At 68.5% G+C, this 24,285-nt stretch carries 22 protein-coding genes and 1 pseudogene; 19 read left to right on the top strand and 4 right to left on the bottom strand.

Translation table 11 applies throughout. The annotated features are described in order from the left end of the window. The first annotated feature begins 8 nt into the window (after positions 1 to 8). Genes nuoG through Tfont_RS01350 form a run of 11 tightly spaced genes read left to right on the top strand, consistent with a single transcriptional unit; the run spans position 9 to position 11,254 of the window. Positions 9 to 2,156, top strand: coding sequence for an NADH-quinone oxidoreductase subunit NuoG (gene nuoG / locus Tfont_RS01400; protein WP_143968179.1), 2,148 nt, complete (start codon positions 9 to 11; stop codon positions 2,154 to 2,156). Further along, a complete protein-coding gene (nuoH, locus tag Tfont_RS01395) occupies positions 2,153 to 3,235 on the top strand; it encodes an NADH-quinone oxidoreductase subunit NuoH (RefSeq protein ID WP_068609892.1) in 1,083 nt (360 codons plus the stop codon). Before nuoG ends, nuoH begins: the two co-directional genes overlap by 4 nt. A gap of 14 nt (positions 3,236 to 3,249) precedes the next feature. Beyond that, positions 3,250 to 3,759, top strand: coding sequence for an NADH-quinone oxidoreductase subunit NuoI (gene nuoI, locus Tfont_RS01390; protein WP_068609894.1), 510 nt, complete (start codon positions 3,250 to 3,252; stop codon positions 3,757 to 3,759). 24 nt (positions 3,760 to 3,783) lie between these two features. Continuing rightward, positions 3,784 to 4,425 carry an NADH-quinone oxidoreductase subunit J gene (locus Tfont_RS01385; protein WP_068609179.1) on the top strand — a complete coding sequence of 214 codons (642 nt, stop codon included), beginning with the start codon at positions 3,784 to 3,786 and terminating at the stop codon, positions 4,423 to 4,425. Further along, positions 4,422 to 4,742 carry an NADH-quinone oxidoreductase subunit NuoK gene (nuoK, locus tag Tfont_RS01380; RefSeq protein WP_068609181.1) on the top strand — a complete coding sequence of 107 codons (321 nt, stop codon included), beginning with the start codon at positions 4,422 to 4,424 and terminating at the stop codon, positions 4,740 to 4,742. The genes Tfont_RS01385 and nuoK overlap by 4 nt, the downstream gene beginning before the upstream one ends. A 31-nt stretch (positions 4,743 to 4,773) precedes the next feature. Continuing rightward, the gene (gene nuoL, locus Tfont_RS01375) at positions 4,774 to 6,804 is read left to right on the top strand and encodes an NADH-quinone oxidoreductase subunit L (protein WP_260682228.1); all 2,031 of its coding nucleotides are present in this window, start codon (positions 4,774 to 4,776) and stop codon (positions 6,802 to 6,804) included. 13 nt (positions 6,805 to 6,817) lie between these two features. Continuing rightward, on the top strand, positions 6,818 to 8,293 hold the full coding sequence (locus Tfont_RS01370) for an NADH-quinone oxidoreductase subunit M (protein ID WP_143968178.1): 1,476 nt from the start codon (positions 6,818 to 6,820) through the stop codon (positions 8,291 to 8,293). A 36-nt stretch (positions 8,294 to 8,329) separates the two neighbouring features. Continuing rightward, complete coding sequence (nuoN, locus tag Tfont_RS01365) at positions 8,330 to 9,811, top strand: NADH-quinone oxidoreductase subunit NuoN (protein ID WP_143968177.1); 1,482 nt, start codon at positions 8,330 to 8,332, stop codon at positions 9,809 to 9,811. Positions 9,812 to 9,830: 19 nt separating this feature from the next. Next, the gene (locus Tfont_RS01360) at positions 9,831 to 10,130 is read left to right on the top strand and encodes a DUF2818 family protein (protein ID WP_068609189.1); all 300 of its coding nucleotides are present in this window, start codon (positions 9,831 to 9,833) and stop codon (positions 10,128 to 10,130) included. An 18-nt stretch (positions 10,131 to 10,148) separates the two neighbouring features. Further along, positions 10,149 to 10,790 (top strand): NUDIX domain-containing protein, encoded by a 642-nt coding sequence (locus tag Tfont_RS01355; RefSeq protein ID WP_260682227.1) that lies wholly within the window; start codon positions 10,149 to 10,151, stop codon positions 10,788 to 10,790. Next, a complete protein-coding gene (locus tag Tfont_RS01350; RefSeq protein WP_068609192.1) occupies positions 10,787 to 11,254 on the top strand; it encodes a DUF1178 family protein in 468 nt (155 codons plus the stop codon). The genes Tfont_RS01355 and Tfont_RS01350 overlap by 4 nt, the downstream gene beginning before the upstream one ends. A gap of 30 nt (positions 11,255 to 11,284) precedes the next feature. Here the strand turns inward: Tfont_RS01350 and Tfont_RS01345 are convergent, their stop codons facing one another. Then, entirely contained in the window at positions 11,285 to 12,589 is a 1,305-nt protein-coding gene (locus Tfont_RS01345; protein ID WP_143968176.1) for a Glu/Leu/Phe/Val family dehydrogenase, read from the bottom strand. A gap of 114 nt (positions 12,590 to 12,703) precedes the next feature. On the opposite strand from Tfont_RS01345, the gene Tfont_RS01340 reads away from it, so the two are divergent. Continuing rightward, on the top strand, positions 12,704 to 13,426 hold the full coding sequence (locus Tfont_RS01340) for a CoA pyrophosphatase (protein WP_068609201.1): 723 nt from the start codon (positions 12,704 to 12,706) through the stop codon (positions 13,424 to 13,426). Further along, positions 13,423 to 14,349, top strand: a complete 927-nt coding sequence (locus tag Tfont_RS01335) for a CobD/CbiB family protein (protein WP_143968175.1) — start codon at positions 13,423 to 13,425, stop codon at positions 14,347 to 14,349. The genes Tfont_RS01340 and Tfont_RS01335 overlap by 4 nt, the downstream gene beginning before the upstream one ends. A gap of 45 nt (positions 14,350 to 14,394) precedes the next feature. Here the strand turns inward: Tfont_RS01335 and rsgA are convergent, their stop codons facing one another. Both rsgA and Tfont_RS01325 read right to left on the bottom strand, forming a co-directional pair. Continuing rightward, positions 14,395 to 15,339, bottom strand: a complete 945-nt coding sequence (gene rsgA / locus Tfont_RS01330) for a ribosome small subunit-dependent GTPase A (RefSeq protein WP_143968174.1) — start codon at positions 15,337 to 15,339, stop codon at positions 14,395 to 14,397. After that, complete coding sequence (locus Tfont_RS01325; protein WP_143968173.1) at positions 15,336 to 16,619, bottom strand: M48 family metallopeptidase; 1,284 nt, start codon at positions 16,617 to 16,619, stop codon at positions 15,336 to 15,338. Before Tfont_RS01325 ends, rsgA begins: the two co-directional genes overlap by 4 nt. A 50-nt stretch (positions 16,620 to 16,669) precedes the next feature. Here Tfont_RS01325 and orn point away from each other — a divergent pair, with 50 nt between their 5' ends. From orn to Tfont_RS01305, 4 genes are all read left to right on the top strand, one after another. Beyond that, positions 16,670 to 17,272: an oligoribonuclease gene (orn, locus tag Tfont_RS01320; protein ID WP_185974446.1), complete on the top strand. Its 603-nt coding sequence runs from the start codon at positions 16,670 to 16,672 to the stop codon at positions 17,270 to 17,272. Positions 17,273 to 17,335: 63 nt separating this feature from the next. After that, positions 17,336 to 18,943, top strand: a complete 1,608-nt coding sequence (locus Tfont_RS01315) for an inorganic phosphate transporter (RefSeq protein WP_143968171.1) — start codon at positions 17,336 to 17,338, stop codon at positions 18,941 to 18,943. Between the two features lie 135 nt (positions 18,944 to 19,078). Continuing rightward, positions 19,079 to 20,434 (top strand): DEAD/DEAH box helicase, encoded by a 1,356-nt coding sequence (locus Tfont_RS01310; RefSeq protein ID WP_068609214.1) that lies wholly within the window; start codon positions 19,079 to 19,081, stop codon positions 20,432 to 20,434. A gap of 92 nt (positions 20,435 to 20,526) precedes the next feature. Then, a complete protein-coding gene (locus Tfont_RS01305) occupies positions 20,527 to 21,393 on the top strand; it encodes an alpha/beta hydrolase (RefSeq protein ID WP_068609217.1) in 867 nt (288 codons plus the stop codon). A 39-nt stretch (positions 21,394 to 21,432) separates the two neighbouring features. Here the strand turns inward: Tfont_RS01305 and Tfont_RS01300 are convergent, their stop codons facing one another. Next, positions 21,433 to 22,410, bottom strand: a complete 978-nt coding sequence (locus Tfont_RS01300) for a GMP reductase (protein WP_068609219.1) — start codon at positions 22,408 to 22,410, stop codon at positions 21,433 to 21,435. A 228-nt stretch (positions 22,411 to 22,638) separates the two neighbouring features. On the opposite strand from Tfont_RS01300, the pseudogene Tfont_RS14945 reads away from it, so the two are divergent. Both Tfont_RS14945 and Tfont_RS14620 read left to right on the top strand, forming a co-directional pair. After that, positions 22,639 to 23,241: pseudogene (locus tag Tfont_RS14945) on the top strand (motility protein A); the annotation flags it as partial. A 295-nt stretch (positions 23,242 to 23,536) separates the two neighbouring features. Then, positions 23,537 to 24,283, top strand: a complete 747-nt coding sequence (locus Tfont_RS14620; protein WP_260682226.1) for an OmpA/MotB family protein — start codon at positions 23,537 to 23,539, stop codon at positions 24,281 to 24,283. The last annotated feature ends 2 nt before the right edge of the window (positions 24,284 to 24,285 follow it).

The following is a 24,285-nucleotide window of genomic DNA, read 5'->3' as shown; positions in this document are numbered from 1 at the left end:
GCGCCTCCATGGTTGAAATCGAACTCGACGGCAAGAAGGTGGAGGTCCCGCCCGGCAGCATGGTCATGCATGCGGCCGAAAAGGCGGGCGTCTACGTGCCGCACTTCTGCTACCACAAGAAGCTGTCCATCGCGGCCAACTGCCGCATGTGCCTGGTCGATGTGGAGAAGGCGCCCAAGCCCATGCCCGCCTGCGCCACGCCGGTGACCATGGGCATGGTCGTGCGCACCAAGAGCGAAAAGGCCATCAAGGCGCAGAAGGCGGTGATGGAGTTTTTGCTCATCAACCACCCGCTGGACTGCCCGATCTGTGACCAGGGCGGCGAGTGCCAGTTGCAGGACCTGGCGGTGGGCTACGGCGGCACGCACTCGCGTTACGAGGAAGAAAAGCGCATCGTCTTCCACAAGAACGTCGGGCCGCTGATCTCGATGGAGGAGATGAGCCGCTGCATCCACTGCACCCGCTGCGTGCGCTTCGGGCAGGAGATCGCCGGCGTCATGGAGCTCGGCATGAGCCACCGCGGCGAACACTCCGAGATCGAGACCTTCGTCGGCCAGACGGTGGACTCCGAGCTGTCGGGCAACATGATCGATCTGTGCCCGGTGGGTGCGCTGACCAGCAAGCCGTTCCGCTACGCCGCGCGTACCTGGGAGCTGTCGCGGCGCAAGAGCATCAGCCCGCACGACTCCACTGGTGCCAATCTGGTCGTGCAGGTCAAGGGTGACCGCGTGCTGCGCGTCGTGCCGCTGGAAAACGAAGCCGTCAACGAGTGCTGGATCGCCGACCGCGACCGCTTCAGCTACGAGGCGCTCAACGGGCCGGACCGTCTGACGCAGCCCATGATCAAACAGGGCGGCGAATGGCGCACGGTGGGCTGGCCGACCGCGCTGGAATACGTCGCCAACGGCCTGAAGGGCGTGCGTGAGCAGCACGGCGCGGGCGCGATCGGCCTGCTGGCCAGCCCCCACGCCACCGTCGAGGAACTGGCCCTGGCGCGTGCCCTGATGGCCGGGTTGGGCAGCCCCAACCTGGACCACCGGCTGCGCGCGGCCGCGTTCGACCACGCGGCGCCGGCGGGGCAGGCCCGCTGGCTGGGTCTGCCGATTGCCGATCTGTCCACGCTGGAGCGGGTGTTCGTCGTCGGCTCCAACCTGCGCAAGGACCATCCGCTGTTCGCGCAGCGCATTCGGCAGGCGGCCCGCAAAGGGGCCCAGGTGTCGGCGCTGGTGGCGGGGGCCGTCGATTGGGCGATGCCCGTGCACCGCGTGCTGACCGCACCGGCTGCCGACTGGGTCGCCGCCTTGGCCGGCGTCGCCGCTGCGGTGGCCGAAGCCAAGGGCGTCGCCGTCCCCGCGGGGGCGGAAGGCGTCGCCGTCGACGACGCCGCCCGGGCCGTCGCGCAGTCGCTGCTTGGCGGCGAGCGCAAGGCCGTGCTGTTGGGCAATGCCGCGGCACACCATGCCCGCGCGGCCTCGCTGCTGGCCCTGGCGCAGTGGGTGGCGGAGCAGACCGGTGCCCGCTGGGGCTACCTGACCGAGGCGGCCAACACCGTGGGGGCCCAGCTCGTCGGCGTGTTGCCGGGCGAGGGCGGGCTGGATGCGCAGCGCATGCTGGGCGGCGCGCTCAAGGCCGCCGTGCTGCTGGGCGTGGAGCCGGGCGCCGACACCGCGGGCGACGGTGCCGCGCTGGCCGACGCCGAGCTGGTCGTGACGCTCAGTCCGTTCAAAACCAACCTCGACATCAGCGATGTGCTGTTGCCGGTGGCGCCGTTCACCGAGACCTCCGGCTCGTTCGTCAATGCCGAGGGGCGGCTGCAAAGCTTCCAGGCCGTGGTCAAGCCGCTGGGCGAGACCCGCCCCGGTTGGAAGGTGCTGCGCGTGCTGGGCAATCTGCTGGGGCTGCCCGGCTTCGAGCAGACGTCCTCGCAGGAGGTGCTGGCGCAGGCGCTGCCCGGCGTGGCCCACGGCGAGTTCGTGCCGGCCGAACGGCTGAACAACCGCGTCACGGTTTCGGGCATCGACCTGACGCCGGCCGCGGGCGAGCCCTGTGTGGCCGCCATCTACCAGTTGGATGCGCTGGTGCGGCGCGCGCCCGCGCTGCAGGCGACGGCGGACGGCCGTGCGGCCCGGGCCGCCGCTGAAGGAGTGTGCGCATGATCGACGCGATCTACCAAGGAGGGCTCCACCTCAGCACGGCGGCGTGGTGGACGCAAGCCGGCTGGCCGGTGATCTGGATCCTGCTCAAGATCGTCGTGCTGCTGGCCCCGCTGATGCTGCTGGTGGCCTACCTGACGTGGTGGGAGCGGCGGCTGCTCGGTTTCATGCAGGTGCGCCTTGGGCCCAACCGCGTCGGGCCGTTCGGCTTGCTGCAGCCCATCGCCGACGCCCTCAAGCTGCTGACCAAGGAATTGATCCGCCCCACGGCGGCCAACGGTGGGTTGTTCCGCCTGGGGCCGATCATGGCCATCATGCCGGCGCTGGCCGCGTGGGTGGCCATTCCATTCGGGCCGGACGTCGTGCTGGCCAACGTCAACGCCGGCCTGCTGGTGATTCTGGCCATCACGTCCATCGAGGTCTATGGCGTCATCATCGCCGGCTGGGCGTCCAACTCCAAGTACGCCTTCCTGGGCGCGCTGCGCGCCTCGGCGCAGATGGTCAGCTACGAGATCGCGATCGGCTTTTGCTTCCTCGTCGTCGTGATGACCGCCGGCAGCCTGAATCTGTCGGAGATCGTCGCTTCGCAGTCGCGCGGCGTGGCCGCCGACATGGGGCTGAACTTCCTGTCGTGGAACTGGCTGCCGCTGCTGCCCATTTTCATGGTCTACCTGATCTCGGCGGTGGCCGAGACCAACCGCCACCCGTTCGACGTCGTCGAGGGCGAGGCCGAGATCGTGGCCGGTCACATGGTCGAGTACTCCGGCATGGGCTTCGCGATCTTCTTCCTGGCCGAGTACGCCAGTATGTGGCTGGTGTCGATCCTGGCGGTGCTGATGTTCCTGGGGGGGTGGCTGCCGCCCATCGACAGCGCCGTCTTCAACGCCATTCCGGGCTGGGTCTGGCTGGGCCTGAAGACCACCGTCGTCGTGTCCATGTTCATCTGGATCCGGGCCACGTTCCCGCGCTTCCGCTACGACCAGATCATGCGTCTGGGCTGGAAGATCTTCATCCCGGTGACGCTGATCTGGCTGCTGCTGGTGGGCGCCGTGATGCAGACGTCGTGGAATCCCTGGAAGTGAAGGAGGGCCGCCCCATGTCCGCCACCGCCGTCGCTCCGTTCTCGCTCAAAGATTTCTTCAAGAGTTTTTTGCTCGTCGAGCTGTTCAAGGGCATGGCCCTGACCGGCCGCTACGCGCTGCGCCGCAAGGTCACGGTGCAGTTCCCCGAGGAAAAAACCCCGCTGTCGCCGCGCTTTCGCGGGCTGCACGCGCAGCGCCGTTATGAGAACGGCGAAGAGCGCTGCATCGCATGCAAACTGTGCGAAGCGGTCTGCCCCGCGATGGCCATCACCATCGAATCGGCCCAGCGCGAGGACGGCACCCGCCGCACGACGCGCTACGACATCGACCTGACCAAGTGCATCTTCTGCGGCTTTTGCGAAGAGGCTTGCCCGGTCGATGCGATCGTCGAGACGCACATCTTCGAATACCACGGCGAGAAGCGCGGCGACCTGTACTTCACGAAGGACATGCTGCTGGCCGTCGGTGATCGCTACGAGAAGGAGATCGCGGCGGCCAAGGCGGCCGACGCGAAGTACCGCTGATCACCGCCACCGCACGAGCACATCATGGACTTCGTCTCCGGTTTCTTCTACTTCTTCTCGGCGGTGCTGCTGTTTGCCGGGTTTCGCGTCATCACGGCGCGCAACCCGGTGCATGCGGTGCTGTATCTGATGCTGGCCTTCTCGCAGGCGGCGGCGCTGTGGCTGCTGCTCAAGGCCGAGTTCCTGGGCATCGCGCTGGTGCTCGTGTACCTCGGCGCGGTGATGGTGCTGTTCCTCTTCGTCGTGATGATGCTCGACATCAATGTCGATGCCTTGCGCGCCGGCTTCTGGAAACACCTGCCGCTGGCACTGGTGCTGGGGGCGCTGGTCAGCGTCGAGCTGATCGCGGTGCTGTGGGCCGGCTTCCCCACCGCCACGGCCAGCCCGTCGGTCACCGGGGCCATGCATGCGGCGGACCACCGCAACACCTACGAGCTGGGGCGCCTGCTCTACAGCGAGTATCTGTATCCGATCCAGGCGGCGGCCGTCATCCTGCTGGTGGCGATGATCGCCGCCATCGCCTTGACCCTGCGCAGGCGCAAAGACACCAAGACCGTCGATCCGGGGGTGCAGGTGCGCGTGAAGGCCGCCGACCGCCTGCAGGTGCTCAACGTGCCCGCGACGCGCACGGCCGCGCCCGAGGCCGCCAAGGAGGAGCAAGCATGAACGCACTCGGATCCCTCGGGGTCGGGCACTTTCTGTCGGTGGGCGCGATTCTGTTCGCGCTGTCGGTGGTGGGCATCTTCCTCAACCGCAAGAACCTGATCGTGCTGCTGATGGCCATCGAGCTGATGCTGCTGGCCGTCAACACCAACTTCGTCGCGTTTGCGCACTACCTGGGCGATCTGCACGGGCAGGTGTTCGTGTTCTTCATCCTGACCGTGGCAGCGGCGGAGTCGGCCATTGGCCTGGCGATCCTGGTGCTGCTGTTCCGCAACAAGTCGTCGATCGACGTCGAGACGCTCAACACCCTCAAGGGTTGAGGCGCATCCCGGATACCACGCGACCCTCACCATGACGACACTCTCTGCAAGCATGCTGCTGGCCGTGCCGCTGGCCCCGTTGATCGGGGCGGCCGCCGCCGGCATTCTGGGCACGAAGTTTGGCGGCAACTGGATCGGCCGGCGCTGGTCGCACAGCTTGACCATTCTGGGTGTGCTGGTTTCGTTCATCCTCTCGGCGATCACGCTCAAGCGCGTGGCGCTGGACGGCGCCTACTTCGAGCAGACGATCTACGAGTGGATGGTCATCGGCGGCCTGAAGATGGAGGTCGGCTTCCTGGTCGACGGCCTGACCGCGATGATGATGTGCGTGGTGACCTTCGTGTCGCTGATGGTGCACATCTACACCATCGGCTACATGGAGGACGACCCGGGCTACAACCGCTTCTTCGCCTACATCTCGCTGTTCACCTTCTCGATGCTCATGCTGGTCATGAGCAACAACCTGCTGCAGCTGTTCTTCGGCTGGGAGGCGGTGGGCCTGGTGTCGTACCTGCTGATCGGCTTCTGGTTCAACAAGCCGACGGCCATCTTCGCCAACATGAAGGCCTTCCTCGTCAACCGGGTCGGCGACTTCGGCTTCATCCTCGGCATCGGGTTGCTGGCGGCCTACACCGGCACGCTGAACTACAACGAGATCTTCGACCAGGCGCCCAAGCTCGCGACGATCGAGTTCCCGTGGTATGTCTTCGGGCAGGAGGCGATGCTGGTGACGGTGATCGGCATCTGCCTGTTCATCGGCGCGATGGGCAAGAGCGCCCAGTTCCCGCTGCACGTCTGGCTGCCGGATTCGATGGAAGGCCCCACGCCGATCTCGGCGCTGATCCACGCCGCGACGATGGTGACGGCCGGCATCTTCATGGTCGCGCGCATGTCGCCGATCTACGAGCTGTCGGATGCGGCGCTGAACTTCATCCTCGTCATCGGCGCCATCACCGCGCTGTTCATGGGGTTCCTCGGCATCATCCAGAACGACATCAAGCGCGTGGTGGCGTACTCGACGCTGTCGCAGCTGGGCTACATGACGGTGGCGCTGGGCGCGTCGGCTTACTCGGTGGCGGTGTTCCACCTGATGACGCACGCGTTCTTCAAGGCGCTGCTGTTCCTGGCGGCCGGCTCGGTCATCATCGGCATGCACCACAACCAGGACATTCGCTGGATGGGCGGCGTGCGCAAGTACATGCCGATCACCTGGATCACCTTCCTGCTCGGCACGCTGGCGCTCATCGGCACGCCGCTGTTCTCCGGCTTCTACTCCAAGGACGCGATCATCGAGGCGGTGCATTTCAGCAACCTGCCGGCCTCGGGCTTCGCGTATTTCGCCGTGCTGGCCGGGGTGTTCGTGACGGCGTTCTACTCGTTCCGCGTGTACTTCCTGGTCTTCCACGGCGCCGAGCGCTACGACCAGAACCCGGACGCGCACCATGGCCACCATGGTGACCATGACGACCACGGCGACGGCAAGCCGCACGAGTCGCCGTGGGTGGTGACCGCGCCGCTGCTGCTGCTGGCGGTGCCGTCGGTGGTGATCGGTTACTTGACCATCCAGCCGATGCTGTTCGGCGAGTTCCTCGCCGCCTCGATCGAGGTGCACGCCGACAAGCACCCGGCGATGGCCAAGTTCGCGGAGATCTTCCACGGCCCGCTGGCGATGGCGCTGCACGCCTTCAGCACGCCGCCGTTCTACCTGGCGCTGGCCGGGGCGGTGTCGGCCTGGTACCTGTATATGGTGCGGCCCGAGCTGCCCGGCCGCATCGCGCAGGCGCTGCGGCCGCTGGTGGTGGTGCTGGAAAACAAGTACTACATGGACTGGATCAACGAGAACGTGATCGCGCGCGCGGCGCGCGGCATCGGGGTCGGCTTGTGGAAGGGGGGCGATCGCGGCGTGATCGAGGCCGGGATCGTCAATCTGAGCTGGAAGGTCGTCGGGGCGGTCGCGGGACTGGTGCGCCGTGTGCAGACCGGCTACCTGTACCACTACGCCTTCGTGATGATTCTTGGCGTCCTGGCCTTCATGACCTATTTCGTCTGGCTCGCCAAATAAGGAGAACGACAGCATGGGTTTGTTGAGCCTTGCGATTTGGACGCCGATCTTTTTTGGCGTCGTGCTGCTCGCGATCGGTCGCGATGAGCACGCCAACGCGGTGCGCTGGCTGGCGCTCGTCGGCGCGCTGTTGGGGCTGGCCGTGACCGTGCCGCTCTACACGGGCTTCGAGGTCGGCTCCGCCGCGATGCAGTTCGTCGAGAAGGCGCCGTGGATCGAGCGCTTCAATGTCCACTACCACCTGGGGGTGGACGGGATTTCGCTCTGGCTGATCCTGTTGACGGCTTTCATCACGGTTGTCGTCGTGATCGCGGGCTGGGAGGTGATCACCGAGCGCGTGAACCAGTACATGGGGGCGTTCCTGATCCTGTCCGGCCTGATGATCGGGGTGTTTGCGTCGCTGGATGCGATGCTGTTCTACATCTTCTTCGAGGCGACGCTGATCCCGATGTACATCATCATTGGCATCTGGGGCGGGCCGAACAAGATTTACGCGGCGTTCAAGTTCTTCCTTTACACGCTGCTGGGTTCGCTGCTGATGCTGGTGGCGTTGGTGTATCTGTACAACGCCTCGGGCGGCAGTTTCGATCTGGCGACTTGGCACAAGCTGCCGCTGGCCGGTGGTGTGCAGACGGCGCTGTTCTTTGCCTTCCTGGCGGCGTTTGCGGTCAAGGTGCCGATGTGGCCGGTGCACACCTGGCTGCCGGACGTGCACGTCGAGGCGCCCACCGGCGGCTCGGCCGTGCTGGCGGCGATCATGCTCAAGCTCGGCGCCTACGGCTTCCTGCGCTTTTCGCTGCCGATCACGCCGGATGCTGCCCACCAGTGGGCGGGTCTGATGATCGCGCTGTCCCTGGTCGCGGTCATCTACGTCGGCCTGGTGGCGATGGTGCAGCAGGACATGAAGAAACTCGTGGCCTATTCGTCGGTGGCGCACATGGGCTTCGTGACGCTGGGCTTTTTCGTCTTCAACGATCTGGGGCTGTCGGGCGCCATCGTGCAGATGATCGCCCACGGCTTCGTGTCGGCGGCGATGTTCCTGTGCATCGGCGTGTTGTACGACCGGGTGCATTCGCGCGAGATCAAGGACTATGGCGGCGTGCTCAACACCATGCCGGCCTTTGGGGCCTTCGCCCTGCTGTTCGTGATGGCCAACGCCGGCCTGCCGGGCACGGCCGGATTCGTCGGCGAGTGGATGGTGATCCTGGCGGCGGTCAAGGCCAATTTCTGGGTCGGGCTGCTGGCGGCGACGTCGCTGATCTTCGGGGCCGCCTACTCCCTGTGGATGTTCAAGCGGGTCTACATGGGCGCGCCCGTGCATGAGCACGTCAAGGCCCTGAAGGACATCAACGCGCGCGAGTTTCTGATGCTGGCCCTGCTGGCGATCATGGTGCTGTACTTCGGTATCCACCCCAAGCCGTTCACCGACGCGATGGATCCGGCGGTGCAGCAGCTTCTCCAGCACGTGGCCGTGTCCAAGTTGGGCTGACCGTGCTGGCCAACCATTCGAGAAAGCGTTCGTCACATGTTTGATGCTGTCAGCTGGGCCACGGCCACCCCCGAGCTGCTGTTGCTCGGGATGGCGTGTGTGATCGCCCTTTTCGATCTGTTCGTCGATACCCCGCTGCGCGATGCGACGTTCCGCCTCACGCAGCTCACGCTGGCCGTGGTCGCGGTGCTGGAGGGCTATCTGGCCCTGAGCGGGCAGACCCTCACGGGCTTTGGCGGGATGATCGTCAGCGACCCCATGGCCGCGTGGCTGAAGTGCTTTGCCACCGTGGCGCTGATGGTGACGCTGGTCTATGCGCGGCCCTACGCGGGGGCGCGCGACATGCTGCGCGGTGGCGAGCTGTTCACGCTGTCCATGTTTGCGCTGCTGGGCATGTTCATCATGATCAGCGGCCACCACTTCCTGGTGATCTATCTGGGCCTGGAGCTGTTGACGCTCTCCAGCTATGCGCTGGTGGCGTTGCGGCGCGACGATGTGCGGGCCACCGAAGCGGCGATGAAGTACTTCGTGCTCGGCGCGCTGGCCAGCGGCTTTTTGCTCTACGGTCTGTCGCTGGTGTATGGCGCCACGGGCAGCCTGGGCATTGCCGATGTGGCGCGTGCCGTCGAGGCGGGGGTGGCGCAGCCGCAGGTGCTGATGCTGGGCGTGGTGTTCGTGGTGGCGGGGCTGGCGTTCAAGCTGGGCGTGGTGCCTTTCCACATGTGGGTGCCGGACATCTACCACGGCGCGCCCACGTCGATCACGCTGTTGATCGGCGGTGCGCCGAAGCTGGCCGCGTTTGCCATCCTGGTGCGGCTGCTGGCCGAGGGCCTGCCCGCGGTGGCGGTCGATTGGCAGCAGATGCTGGCCTTCCTGGCCGTGGCGTCGCTGCTGGTGGGCAACCTGGCGGCGGTGGCGCAGCGCAACTTCAAGCGGATGCTGGCGTTTTCCACCATCGCGCAGATGGGCTTCATGCTGTTGGCGCTGGTCGGCGGCGTGGTCGGCGGGGACCGCACCGGCATGGGCGGGGCGTTCGGCGCCGCTATGTTCTATGTCGTGACCTACGTGCTGACGACGCTGGCGACCTTTGGCGTGATGCTGCTGCTGGCGCGCGAAGGTTTCGAGTCGGAGGAGATTGCCGACTTCGCCGGACTCAACCAGCGCAGCCCGCTGTATGCCGGGGTGCTGGCGGCGTGCATGTTCTCGCTGGCGGGGGTGCCGCCGCTGGTTGGCTTCTACGCCAAGCTGGCCGTGCTGCAGGCGCTGCTGGCGGCGGGGGGCGGGCTCTACGTCGGACTGGCGGTGTTTGCCGTGCTGGCGTCGCTGGTCGGCGCGTTCTACTACCTGCGCGTGGTCAAGGTGATGTATTTCGATGCGCCGGCGCAGACCGCACCGATCCAGGCACCGCTGCAGGTGCGCGCGGTGTTGTCCGTCAACGGGGCGTTGGTCCTGATCCTGGGCTTGCTGCCCGGGGGACTGATGACGCTGTGTATCCAGGCCGTGCGCGCGGTCTTCTGAGGCGCGCTAGAGTCCGCGCATGAGTTTGGATTTGGCCGTCGGCCTGGTGATCGCCCTGGCGCTCGTGGGCGCCAACCTGCCTTTCGTCAACGAGCGCTGGATGGCCGTATGGCCCGCCCGCGGCGGCGTCAAGCCGCTGTGGGGGCGGGTGGGTGAGCTGACGGTGCTGTATTTCGTCGTCGGCGCCGCGGCCCTGGGGCTGGAGCAGAACCTCGGGCAGATCTACCCGCAGGGCTGGGAGTTCTATGCCGTGACGGCATCGATGTTCCTGACCCTGGCCTTTCCGGGGTTCGTGTTCCGCTACCTGATGCGCCGCTGAGGGCTCTGGAGGGCCGCCGTGTCCGATGCCGCGCTCGTGCCCGAGCGACATCCTGCGCACCTGGTCGAAGTCTGCCGCGAGACATCGACCGTGTGGCAGGGGCACTTTCTGTCGCTGTGCCGGGACCGTGTCCAATTGCCCGATGGCCGCGAGGCTGGGCGTGAGTATCTGCGGCATCCGGGCGCAGTGCTGGTCGTGCCGATGCTGGCGGACGGGCGGCTGGTGCTCGAGCGGCAGTATCGCTATCCGGTGCGGCGCGCGATGATCGAGTTCCCCGCCGGCAAGCGGGATGCGGGGGAGCCGTCGTTTGTCTGTGCCGAGCGCGAGTTGCGCGAGGAAACGGGCTACCAAGCCGGTGAGTGGGCGCGCGCGGGCGTGCTGCATCCCGCCATCGGATATTCGGACGAGGTGATCGAGATCTGGTTTGCCCGCGCCCTGTGCGAGGGGGAGCGCCGGCTCGACGAGGGGGAGTTTTTGGACGTGTTGGCGGTTAGCCCCGCGGCGCTGCTGCAAGCGGTGTGGCGCGGCGAAGTCACCGACGGCAAGACGCTGGCCGCGCTGCTGTGGTGGCAGAATGTGACAATGGGTGCCTGCCCGCTGGAGTGGCGGGCGGCCGAGGCCTGGCGCGACGCGCAGGCGGTGGAGCAGGAGCGCCCATGAAGGTGCTCGATCTGGCCTGCGCCCATGGGCACCGCTTCGAGGGCTGGTTTGCGTCGGAAGAGGACTTTCGCGACCAGTCGGCGCGCGGCCTGCTCGAATGCCCGGTGTGCGGCGATCAGGCGATCGAAAAGCAACTGAGCGCGCCGTATGTGCAGACCCGGCGCGCCGAGTCGCCCGAGGGGCAGCGGCCCTCGCCCCCCCAAGTCGCGCCAGCGGAAGGATCGACGCCCCTGTCGCCCGAACAGCAGGCCCGCGTCTTGCGGGTGCTGCGCGCTTGGGTGCAGGACAGCGAGGACGTGGGCGAGCGTTTCGCCGCCGAGGCGCGGGCCATCCACCATGGCGAGGCCGAGGCGCGCAGCATCCGCGGTGTCGCGACGCCGGACGAGGCCGCGGCCTTGCTGGAGGAGGGCGTTCCCGTGCTGCCGCTGCCGGATCTGCCGCTGCTCAAGGGGCCGCTGCAGTAGCGCGGTCCCGGGCGGAGTGAGCAGGGGGTTTCAGGGGTAGAGCCCACGCAGATCGCGCGCGCGCAGGATGCGCTCGCACGCCACGATGAAGGTGGCGGTGCGCAGGCTCACGCCTTTGTCTTCGGCCACTTGCCACACGGCGTCCAGCGCGCCTTTCATGATGCGGATCAGGCGCTCGTTGATCTCTTCCTCGCTCCAGAAGTAGCTGGAGAAATCCTGCACCCACTCGAAGTAGCTGACCGTCACGCCCCCGGCGTTGGCGACCACGTCCGGCACGACGAGCACGCCCCGGTCGCGCAGGATGTCGTCGGCGTCCGGGGTGGTCGGGCCGTTGGCGCCTTCGATGATGAGGCGGGCCGTGATGCGGTGGGCGTTGGCGGCAGTGATTTGCTGCTCCAGGGCGGCCGGGATCAGGATGTCGCAGGGCACGTCCCAGAAGCGGTCGCGCTCCAGGGCCTCGGCCGCTTCGAAGCCGGCGACACTGCCCGTGCGCTTGACGTGGGCGAGCAGCGCCGGCACGTCCAGGCCGGATTCGCGGTACACGCAGCCGGCGTGGTCCTGCACGGCGACCACGCGGGCGCCGGCCTCGGCAAACAGCTTGGCCGCGATGCCGCCCACGTTGCCGAAGCCCTGGACCGCCACCCGCGCACCGGCCACGTCCAGCCCGATGCGCCGCGCCGACTCCGCCCCGACCGTGAAGACGCCGCGGCCGGTTGCCTCGTGGCGGCCGAGCGAGCCGCCCAGGCTGATCGGCTTGCCAGTGACGACCCCTGTGGCCGTCTCCCCCACGTTCATCGAGTAGGTGTCCATCATCCAGGCCATGACGCGTTCGTTGGTGTTCACGTCCGGCGCAGGGATGTCCTTGGTCGGGCCGATGATGAGACCGATCTCACTCGTGTAGCGGCGGGTCAGGCGCTCCAGCTCGCCCATGGACATCTGCTTGGGATCGACGCGCACCCCCCCTTTGGCGCCGCCAAAGGGCACGTTGACGGCGGCGTTCTTGATCGACATCCAGGCCGCGAGCGCCATCACCTCGGAGAGCGTGACGTCCTGGTGAAAGCGCACGCCCCCCTTGCCCGGCCCGCGTGAGGTGTTGTGCTGCACCCGATAGCCCTCGAAGTGCGCGATGGAGCCGTCGTCCATTTGGATCGGCACGTCCACGACCAGGATGCGCTTGGGGCGTTTGAGCGTTTCCACCCAGCGCGCGAGGTTGCCCAGGTGCGGGGTGACGCGATCCACCTGTTGCAAAAAGATGCCCCAGGGGCCCAGGTGGTGCGGATCCAGGTAGGACGGCAAGGCGTGCCGGGGGGCGGTGGTGTCGGGATGCAAGCTCATGTCATCCGGTGCAAGAGTTGAACATGGCGCGCAGCATAGGCGTGCCCGCCGGGCTTGTCCAAAGCCGGTTTCCCATGCGGCCATGCAATTCATGCATGAGCGGGCCGCGGCACAATGGGGCCCCCAACGGAGACGACCTTGACCCTCCCCGCGTTCGATCCTCGCCAGGTGCCCGTCGTTGCCCGGGACGACGGGTTGCCCCGCGTGCCCGTGGAGCGACTGGGTGAGCAGGACTTGCGCGGCTGGTTCGCCCGGCCGCCGGTGTGGACGCCCGAGATTCGCGCGGAGCCGCGCTGGGTCGATGGGCCGCCCAAGCCCGCGGCGGTGCTGGTGCCCCTGGTCTGGCGCGCGCGGCCGACGGTGCTGCTGACGCAGCGCACCGCGCACCTGCCCACGCACGCCGGACAGGTGGCCTTCCCGGGGGGCAAGCTGGATGCCGGCGATGCGGGCGACCCGGTGCGCTGCGCCTTGCGCGAGGCGGCGGAGGAGGTCGGCGTGGCCCCGGAGTGGGTGGAGCCGCTCGGCACCCTGCCGGTGTATGCGACCGGCTCGGGCTTCGAGATCACGCCAGTGGTCGGTCTGGTGCGCCCGAGCGGACCGTGGCGCCCGAATCCACAGGAGGTGGCCGAGGCCTTCGAGGTGCCGCTGGATTTTCTGATGGACCCCCGCCACCATCGCCACCACGAGGTCGATTGGGGCGGCGTGACGCGGCGCTGGCTGTCCATGCCCTACGACGATCCGCAGGGCCAGCGCTTCATCTGGGGCGCGACCGCGGGCATGCTGCGCAACCTGTATCGGTTCCTTCTGGCCGGGGCGGCCGCTATGATCCGCGCATGACATTTTTCGCGGTCCTGATCGCCCTCGTGCTCGACCAGGCGCGGCGCCCCGGGCCGCAGGCGCCGTGGCTGGGCGCCGCCGGGGCCTGGGCGGCGTGGGTGCAGCGCCAGTTCGACGCCGGGCATGCGGTGCATGGCTGGCTGGTCTGGACGGTGGCGCTGGGGGTGCCGGTGCTGGCGACCGCCCTCGTCCATGCTCTGTTGGCGCGGGCCAGCGGCTTGCTGGCGTTCGTGTGGACGGTGGCTGTGCTGTATGTCACCCTGGGCTTTCGTCAGTTCAGCCACCACTTCACGGCGATTCGCGCGGCGCTGGAGTCGGGCGACGAGGCGCGCGCGCGGGCCCTGTTCGCGCAGTGGCAAGGGGGCGATGCCGTCGAGTGGCCACGCGAGGAGTTGCTGCGGCGCGTCATCGCTCATGCCATCCTGTCGTCGCACCGACATGTGTTTGGGGTGTTCGTCTGGTTCGTGGTGCTGGCGGCATTCGGCCTGGGGCCGGCGGGGGCGGTGCTGTACCGCTTGGCCGCGTGGCTGGCACAGGCTTGGGGCGGCACGCGGCGTCCGGATGCCCCGGTGAGCGAGCCGGTGGCCCGGTTAGCCCAGCGGGCGTGGTGCTGGATCGACGCCGGGCCGGCGCGGGTGACCGTCCTGGGGTTTGCCGTCGTGGGCCACTTCGAGGATGCGCTGGAGCGTTGGCGGCAGCAGCGCCGGCCTTGGCAGGAGCCCAGCGACGACCTGCTGCTGTCGGTGGCCGAGGGCGCCATCCAGGTGCGCCTGTCCCGCGGCGTCGTGGGGGAGGAGCCCCTGACCGCCGATTTGCCCGAGCCGCAGCTCGCCCACCTGGCCAGTGTGGTGGGGCTGGTGTGGCGCAGTGTCGTGCTGTGGTTGCTGCTGCTGGCGCTTGCGCTGCTGGCACGCATCTTTTGACCTGCCGCCTGTCGGTTCAGGCGGTCAAGGGGCGGGGGCCAAGGGTCAGGGCGTGCGCGCCGCGGCCAATTCCTCGTACAGGTTATGGTACATCCGCCAGCGGTGCGGGGCGATCGGCCCGTGCGGGGCGATGGCCGCCTGAATCGCGCAGCCGGGTTCGCGCCGGTGGGTGCAGTTGTGAAAGCGGCACTGCCCGACGTAGGGGGCCAGGTCGGGCATCCATCGCGCCAGGGCCTCGGGGGCGATGTGGTGCAGCCCAAACTCGTGGAACCCCGGCGAGTCGATCAGGGCGCCGCCGTGCCCGTCATCCAGCCAGTACCAGCTCGTTCGGGTGGTCGTGTGCCGGCCGGTCCCCAGCGCGCGCGAAATGGCCTGGGTGTCGGCCTGCGCATGGGGCACCAGCCGGTTGACCAGGGTGCTCTTGCCCACGCCGGAGGCCCCCATCACGAGGGTCACCCGTCCGCGCAGCCGCTCGGTCAATGCGGCCAGGTCCGCGTCGGCACTCGCATCGTCCCCTTGCAGTTGCAGCGGCAGCACGGTTTCGCCCATGGCGCGGTAGGGCGCCAGACGCGCCCATGCCTCGGCGAAGGCGGGCTGCACATCGCGTTTGTTCAGGGCGATCAACGGCTCGATTCCGGCCTGCCGGGCTGCGATCAGCGCGCGGGCCAGCTGGGGTTCGGCAAACGTCGGCTCTGCCGCCAGCAGCACCAGCACCTGATCCAGGTTGGCGGCGAACACCTTGGTGCGCAGCGCGTCCTGGCGGAACAGCACGTTGCGGCGCGGCAGCACGGCATCGACGACGCCCTCGTCACCGGAGGGCGTCCAGCGCACCCGGTCGCCGACCACGGCCTCTTGCCGTTTGCCGCGCGGGTGGCAGCGCGTGCGGGTGCGGTCGTCTGCTTCGACCAGCAGGTGTCGGCCATAGGTGGCAACGACCAGGCCGTCGTGCGCACCTGGCAGGGGGGCGGTGGCGTCGCGGCGCCGGTTCATGCGGGCTCCCTGACCGGTCCCAGGCGCGCCAGCCGGTCCGCCGCCGGGGGGTGGGAATAAAAGAAGCGCACGAACCAGGGGTCCGGCGTCAACGTGCTGGCGTTGTCGCGGTACAGCGTGAGCAGGGCGCCCGCCAGCGCACTCGGGCCCGTCTGCTGCACGGCGTAGCGGTCGGCCTGGTATTCATCGCGGCGGGACAGGGCACTGAACAGCGGCGCGACGAACACCCCCGCCAGGGGCAACACCATCCCGAACAGCAACAGGGCCAGGGCGGCGTTGCTGCCGGTCAGGCTGGGCGTCACCCCCAGACCAAAGTAAAACCACAGCTGTTGCGACAGCCAGCCCAGCAGCGCCAGCGCGGCCCCGCTGCCCAGCCCCATCCACACCAGGCGCTTGAGCACATGCCGGTGGTGGGCATGCCCCAGCTCATGCGCGAGCACGGCATCGATCTGGGCCGCTTCCAGGCGTTGCAGCAGGGTGTCGAACAACACCACGCGCTTGGCGGGGCCAAACCCGGTGAAGTAGGCGTTGGCGTGCGCGCTGCGCCGGCTGCCGTCCATCACATACACCCCCGCGGCGCGAAAGCCGCAGCGGGCCAGCAGGGACTCGACGCGCTCGCGCAGGTGGGCGTCGGTCAGCGGCTCGAAGCGGTTGAACAGGGGCGCGATGACGCGGGGATAGAGCAGCAACAGCGTGGTGTTGAAGGCCATCCAGGCCAGCCAGGCCCACAGCCACCAGGTGGGGCCCGCGGCGTCGTAGAGCCACAGGACCAAAGCCGCCAGCGGCAGGCCCAGGGCCGCTGCCACGGCCGCGCCCTTGAGCCCGTCGGCCACCCACAGACCCGGCGTCATCTGGTTGAACCCGTGGGCGGCTTCCAGCCGGAAGGTGCGCCACCACGCTAGCGGCAGCTCCAGCAGCGCGCCGATGGCAAAGAAGGCCCCCACGAGCGCGACCTGCTGCGGCAGCCCGTCCCCCAGCCACTGCAACAGCGCCTGATTGAGCCGGTCGAGCCCGCCGAGCAGGGTCCAGCCAACCAGGATGGCTGCGCTCCAGACCGCCTCGGTCAACGCCAGCCGCGTCTTGTCGATCGTGTAGGCGGCGGCCTTGGCGTGCTGCTCGGCGCTGACGTGGGGCGCAAACGCTGCGGGCACCCGGTTGCGGTGGCGCGCGACGTGCCGGATTTGGCGGGCGTACAGCCAGCCCCGCAGCAGCAGGCCGGCCACCAGCAGGGCCACGAAAGTCCAGGTCCAGAGCAGGTGCGCGGGCAGGGCGGTGTCCATGCGCGCAGTCTAGCCAATGTCGTGCCCGCGCGTCGGCGACAATGGGCGCCATGACGAGCTCCAACACCCTGCCTGAACCGCTGTCCGCCGAGGCCCTGACCTTGCCCAAGAGCGACCAGAATCTGGTCTGGATCGACTGCGAGATGTCCGGCCTGGACCCCGAGGCCGAGCGCCTGCTGGAGGTGGCCGTGGTGGTCACCGGCCCGCACCTGCATCCGCGCATCGAGGGACCGGTGCTGGTGATCCACCAAAGCGACGCCGTGCTCGACGCCATGGACGCCTGGAACAAGGGCACGCACGGGCGCAGCGGCCTGATCGACAAGGTCAAGGCCAGCCGCGTGACCGAGGCGGAGGCCGAACAGCAGTTGCTCGACTTCATCGGGCGCTACGTGCCCAAGGGCGCATCGCCCATGTGCGGCAACAGCGTCGGGCAGGACCGCCGTTTTCTGGTCCGCTACATGCCCCGGCTGGAGGCCTATTTCCATTACCGCAATTTGGACGTGAGCACCCTCAAGGAACTGGCGCGGCGCTGGCGGCCGGAGGTCTATGGCGCGTTCAAGAAGCAGCAGCGCCACACGGCACTGGCCGACGTGCACGAATCCATCGACGAGCTGGCGCACTACCGCGAACACTTCCTGCGCCTGTCGGCCTGAGCGGGCGGGCCCGGCGGCCCGGTGTATGCTCGCGGAATTTTGACTATTCCGTGACACGTCATCATGTCCGCCATCCTGTCCCCCGTTACCCGGTCGGGCCGTGAGCAGCTCGAGCAGTCGCTGCGGCTGGCCGCGGCCGTCGCCGGTCTGGTTGCGGCCGGTTTGTACGCCGCCGTCTCGGTCAAAGCCGTGGCGGGGCTGTCCACCCAGGCCCTGTGGTTTTTGATCATCGCCGCGGCCATCGGCGCCTACATGGCGATGAACATCGGCGCCAACGACGTGGCCAACAACATGGGGCCGCCGGTCGGCTCCGGCGCCATTGGCCTCGGCGGGGCGATCCTCGTGGCGGCCCTGTTCGAGGCGCTGGGCGCCATCGTGGCGGGGGCCGACGTCGTCGGCACCATCAAGGGCGGCATCATCGATATGCGCTCCTTCGCCGAACCCCAGCGCTTCACCTGGCTGATGCTCGCCGCCTTGCTGGCGGGGGCGTTGTGGCTGAACCTGGCCACGGTGCTCGGCGCGCCGGTGTCGACCACCCATTCCATCATCGGGGCGGTGGCCGGCGCGGGGATCGCGGCCGGCGGCTGGACGGTCATCAACTGGGGCACCATCGGCGCCATCGTGGCGAGCTGGGTCATCTCGCCCCTGTTCGGTGGGGCCGTCGCGGCGGCCGTCCTGTACTTCATCAAGCGCTCGATCACCTACCAGGCCGACATGGCAACGGCGGCCGGGCGCCGCGTGCCGCTGCTGATTGCGGCCATGGCGTGGGCCTTTGCGACCTACATGCTGCTCAAGGGCCTCAACAACGTCATGAAGATCGGGTTCTGGCAGGCGGTGCTGGCCGGCTTCGTGGCCGCCGCGCTGACCTATGCGGTCATCCGCGGGCCCATCGCACGCCGTGCGGCCGCGCTGCCCGGGACCAAGTCCGCGGTCAACGAGCTGTTCACATGGCCGCTGGTGTTTGCCGCGGCGTTGCTGAGCTTTGCGCACGGCGCCAACGATGTGGCCAATGCGATCGGACCGCTGGCGGCGATTTACGAGGCGGTCCTGCACGGGGCCGTGGTGGCCACGGCGGCGACGCCGCTGTGGATCCTGGTGCTGGGGGCGCTGGGCCTGTCGCTCGGGCTGGCGCTGTACGGCGGCAAGTTGATCATGACCGTGGGCAAGGAGATCACCGAGCTGGACCGCATGCGCGCCTACGCTATCGCGATGGCGGCGACGTTGACGGTGATCGTCGCGTCCCAGCTCGGCATGCCCGTGTCCACCACCCATGTCTCGATCGGTGCGGTGTTCGGGGTGGGCTTTCTGCGGGAGTTGCTCAAGGTCAACTACGCCAAGATGGAGGCCGTCGTCCGCGCCGCCCACCAGGGCGAGGACCGCGAGGCGGTCGAGGCGTATCTGAACCGCTTCGAAGCCGCGCCCGTGGACGAGAAAAAGCGCATGTTGGCGGAGATGAAGCGCCGCGCCAAGGATCTGGAGCGCCGCGGCGAGCTGGCGCCGGACTGGTTCAGCAAGAAGGAGCGCAAGGCCTTCAAGAAGGCGTACAAGCAGGAGATCGTCAAGCGCTCGGTGGTGCTGCGCATCGTCGCGGCGTGGATCGTCACGGTGCCCGCGACGGCGATGCTGGCGGCGGTGCTGTTCCGGGTGGTGGAGCTGCTGCTGACCCGCTGACACCGAATCTGTGCCATAATGCGGTCATCCGGCGCTACTCGGCGCCGGTTTTTTGTTGCATCTGCTGCTTGCCGGTCCCGTGGAAGGATTGATTCGTTGGTAGTCGATGTGATGACAACCTGACGGATCCCAACCATGAACCCTTCGACCCCTGCAGCCACCGGCTGCGACGGCGGCTTTGCCGCGCTCGGCCTGGCCGAACCCCTGCTGCGTGCCGTGGCCGACCTCGGCTACGTTAAGCCCACCCCCGTACAACAGGCGGCCATCCCGCCAGCCCTGGCCCGCGATGCGGACGGTGCCGACCTGATGGTGTCCAGCCAGACCGGCAGCGGCAAGACCGCCGCTTATTTGCTTCCCGTGCTGGACGCCCTGTGCCGACAGGCCGTGGCCGAGCCCGTGCGCGAGTCCGCCCGCCGCGGCCGCGGACCGGGGCGCGGTCGCTTCGAGCCGGCGGCGCCGCAGGCGCTGGTGCTGTGCCCCACGCGGGAGCTGGCCCAACAGGTGGCGCACGACGCCGTGGACCTGCTGCGCCACACGCGCGGCCTGCGCGTGGCGACCGTGGTGGGCGGCATGCCCTATGCGGTGCAACTGCAGCGCCTGGCCGGCGCGGCCGTGGTGGTGGCGACCCCGGGGCGCCTGCTCGACCTGCACCGCGGCGGCCATCTGAGGCTGGATGCGGTGCAGCACGTCGTCCTCGACGAGGCCGACCGCATGCTGGACCTGGGCTTTGCCGAGGATCTGGCCGAGATCCACCGCCTGACCGAAGGCCGCCGCCAGACGCTGATGTTCAGCGCCACCTTCGCGCCGCGCATCCAGGCGCTGGCCGCGCGCATCATGCGCGAGCCGCAGCGCGTCGCGCTGGAGACGGCGCAGGACCGCCACACCCACATCGAGCAGCGCCTGTACTGGTGCGACAGCCCTTCGCACAAGCGCCGGGTGCTGGACCACTGGCTGCGTGACGAGGCGATCGAGCAGGCCATCGTGTTTGCCAGCACGCAAATCGAGTGCGATGAGCTGGCGCAAGATCTGCAGCATGCGGGCTTTGCCGCCGTGGCCCTGCACGGGGCCCTCAGCCAGGGGCTGCGCAACCGCCGGCTGCAGGCGCTGCGGCAAGGACAGGTGCAGATCCTGGTGGCCACCGATGTGGCTGCCCGCGGCATCGACGTGCCCACCATCACCCATGTCTTCAACTACGGCTTGCCGATGAAGGCCGAGGACTATGTGCACCGCATCGGGCGCACCGGTCGGGCCGGGCGCCGCGGTCTGGCCGTCACCATGGCCGAGCCGCGCGACCGCCGCCGCATTGGTGCCATCGAGGCCTTCAGCCGCCAGCCGATCCCGGCCCTGACGATCCCGGGCCTGGAGCCGCAGCGGCCCATCGACACGCCGCGCCACGCGCGCCGTCCCGACGGCCACCGCGGCTGGGGCGGGCGCCCCGGGGCGCCGCGCGGACGGCGCCCGGAATCGGCCCCGCGCCGCGCGCCGCGCTGAGCCGCTGCCGCGCAGTTTTGCGGCCGATCCGGAGGCCGGCGCCGCCGGGTGTGCGAACATTGCGGGCATCACCGCCCGCAAGAGGAGACACCATGGCGCGCCGAAGCCCCGAATGGCTGGACCGCATGTACAACAACCGGGCGCTGGTGCCCGAGCACGCGATGCACTTTGCGCGCTGGGCCGAGGCGTCCGAGGACGCCCGGGAGGCGCACCCCTGCGTGCTGGATGTGCCCTATGGCAGCGGCCCGCAGGAGACGCTGGACATCTTCCCCGCGCGCGCGGCCGGCTCCCCCGTGGTGGTTTTCATCCACGGGGGCTATTGGCGCTCGCTCGACAAATCCGAGCATTCGTTTCTGGCCGTGCCCTTTCGCAACCAGGGCGCATGCGTCGTGGTGCCCAACTACGCCCTGTGCCCCGCGGTGACGATCCCGGACATCGTGATGCAGATGGTGCGGGCCGTGGACTGGGTGCACGCCCATGCGGCCGAGCACGGGGGCGACCCCGCGCGGGTGTATCTGGTGGGCCACTCGGCCGGTGGCCATCTGGCCACACAGCTGATGCTGTGTGAGTGGCCGCGCGTGCGCCGCGGTCTGCCGGCGGATCTGGTCAAGGGCGCGTTGTCCATCTCCGGGTTGTACGACCTGGAGCCCGTGAGTCGGGTGCCGTTTTTGCAGGCGTCGCTGCGCCTGACCCCCGAGCAGGTCCAGCGGGTCAGCCCGGCCCGGCTGCCCGCGCCCGCCACCGGCACGCTCTACACTGTGGTCGGCGGGGACGAGAGTGCGGAGTTCCTGCGCCAAAACGGCGTGATGCGCAAGGCCTGGGGCGCGCGCCGCGTACCGGTGGTCGAGCGCATCGCGGGGCGCAACCACTTCAGCGTGCTGGAGGACCTGAGTCTGCCCGGCACCCGGCTGCACGCCCTGGCGATGCAGCTGGTCTTTGGCATCCCCGCCGGCGGTTGAGGGGCGGGGACGAGTGGGGGCGCGGCGCGCGCCCTGCCGTCACATCAGCAGGTGCTCGCCGGCGTTTTCGCCGCCGAGGATCACGTAGTTCACCTTGCGCAGATCGGCCAGGGTGCGCCCGCCGGCGTAGCTGATGGAGCTTTGCAGGTCCTCCTGCATCTCGCGCAGGGTGTCGGCGAGTTTGCCCTTGAGCGGCTCCAGGATGCGCTTGCCTTCGACGTGCTTGTACTCGCCCTTGTTGAAGTCGCTGGCCGAGCCGTAGTACTCCTTGTAGAGTTTGCCGTCCACCTCCACCGTCTGGCCGGGGGATTCCTCGTGGCCGGCGAAGAGCGAGCCGATCATCACCATCGCGGCGCCAAAGCGCACGCTTTTGGCGATGTCGCCATGGTGGCGGATGCCCCCGTCGGCGATGATGGGCTTGGTCGCCACCCGCGCGCACCACTTGAGCGCCGAGAGCTGCCAGCCGCCGGTGCCAAAGCCCGTCTTGAGCCGCGTGATGCACACCTTGCCTGGCCCGATGCCGACCTTGGTGGCGTCCGCGCCCCAGTTTTCCAGGTCGATCACGGCCTCGGGCGTGCCCACGTTGCCGGCAATCACGAAGGTCTGCGGCAGCTTGTGCTTGATGTGCTCGATCATCTTGCGCACGCTGTCCGCGTGGCCATGGGCGATGTCGATGGTGATGTAGTCGGCCCCCACGCCCTCGGCGGCGAGCCGGTCGATCACCGCGTAGTCGGCCGCCTTGACGCCGGAGCTGATGGAGACGAACAGGCCCTGCTCGCGCATGCGCTTGGCAAAGGCCACGCTGTCCAGGTCGAAGCGGTGCATGACGTAAAAGTAGCCGTTGGCGGCCAGGTATTCGCTGATGCGCTCGTCCAGCACCGTCTTCATGTTGGCCGGCACCACCGGCAGCTTGAAGCGCCGGCCGCCAAACTCCACCGAGGTGTCGCATTCGCTGCGGCTTTCCACGCGGCATTTGCGCGGCAGCAGCAGGACGTTGTCGTAGTCGAAGATTTCCATGGTCAAGGCTCCGGGGTTGCAGTGGGGGCGGGCGGCGCGTTGTGGCAGTGCGCGGCCCAATGGCTGCGAGCGCTTGATTTGGAGCCGGCCGGGTCCGAAGCCGCCAGCACGGGGCGGTGGACACAAAAACCGGGCTCCAACGTTTGGGCCCGGTGCTTGATTCTATGCCAGTTGGCTGGGGCACAATAGCCCGCATGGGGCGATGCCGCCCCCTTGGAGCGCGTGCGGATGAATCCCTCCACCCTGATCGGCATGGTCGCCAGCGTCGTCCTGCTGGGCGTCCTGATCCTGTTTGCGGCCGACGATCCCTGGCTGTTCATCGACTGGCCGAGCATCGGCATCGTCCTGGTGGGCACCATGGCCGCCACCTTCCTGAGCTACCCGATGGGCGAGGTGCTGCGGGTTTTCAAGCTCATTGGCACCGTCATGCGCAACGAGCGCCTGTACACCGAGCGCGACATCGAGGAGCTGGTGGACGTCTCGCGCCTGTGGATGCGCGACGACCCGGTGATGGTCGAGAAGGCGCTGCCGCGCATCTCCAATCCCTTCCTGCGCACGGGGGTGCAGCTGGTCATCGACCGCATCCCGGAAGAGGACATCCTGGACCTGCTGCAGTGGCGGATTTCGCGCATGAAAGCCAAGGAGGCGGCCGAGGCGCAGCTCTTTCGCGTCATGGCCAGCTACGCGCCCGCCTTCGGCATGATCGGCACCCTGGTCGGCCTGATCAACCTGATGGACGTGATCGCCAGCGGGGACCTGGTCGTGATCGGCAAACACCTGGCCGTGGCCCTGATGACGACGTTCTACGGCATTCTGTTGGCCAACCTGGTGTTCAAACCCGTGGCCGTCAAGCTGGAGCGCCGCACCGAGCAGCGCATCGTGCTCATGAATATGGTGCTGCAGGGCATTTCGATGATGTGCGCGCGCCGCAGCCCGTCGCTGATGCGCGAGACGCTCAACTCCTTCGTCGCGCACCGCGAGGATGAAATCCGCGACACCGCCTCCGGCCCGACAGTGCCCGGCGGCGGGGCCGGGGCGGGCGCCGGCCCCCGTGTCGGCTGCGCCCGCGAGGCCCGGCCCCCTGCAAAAAGGGCGCTACCAGCGCTGGCATGCCGACCCCGACCCCGTGCCGGAGGAGGAGACCTGGCTGCTCACCTATCTGGATGTGGTGACGCTGCTGCTCGTCATGCTCGTGGTGATGCTGGCGTTTTCCGAGCCGATCAAGCGCAAGCCGCCGCTGGGCCGGCCCGAGGCGCAGGGACAGGTGCCCGCCGTGGCCGGGCAGGTGCTGCCGGGCGGCGGGGGCAGCATCGTGCCGCCGGTCGAGCGACCATCGGCCACGCCTGGGCCGGGGACGCATCCCACCGAGCAACGCCAGCCCGATGCGCTCGAACCGCGGCCGGGCACCGATGCGCCGCCCGCGAGTGAGCCCGCGCCGTCCCCGTCCCTCGCCCTGGGGGACCTGGGCAAGGACATCCAGGTGCTGGTGCGCGACGAGGGGGTGAGCTTTCGCATCCCGTCCGAGGTGTTGTTCCCCTCCGGCGAGGCGGTGCTGACGCCGGCGGGGCAGGCCATCATCGACCGGCTGCTGCCCGCCTTCAACCGCGTGCCGGACTACACCATCGTGGTGGAGGGGCACACGGACAACGTCCCCATCCAGACCGCCCGTTTCCCCTCCAACTGGGAGCTGTCCGCCGCGCGGGCCAGCAGCGTCGTGCGCCAGCTTGAGGCCCGGGGCCTGAATCCGACGCGCCTGCGCGCGACCGGCCTGGCGGACACGCGGCCGCTTGCCTCCAACGACACCCCGCAGGGACGCGCGCAAAACCGGCGCGTGGAAATCACGCTGGAGCCGCCGCAGCGCCCGCGCAACTGAGG

The organism is Tepidimonas fonticaldi, from assembly GCF_007556755.1.
Classification (GTDB): domain Bacteria; phylum Pseudomonadota; class Gammaproteobacteria; order Burkholderiales; family Burkholderiaceae_C; genus Tepidimonas; species Tepidimonas fonticaldi.
The sequence above is the reverse complement of the archived record's forward strand: the minus strand, read 5'-3'. Positions and strand labels throughout refer to the sequence as shown.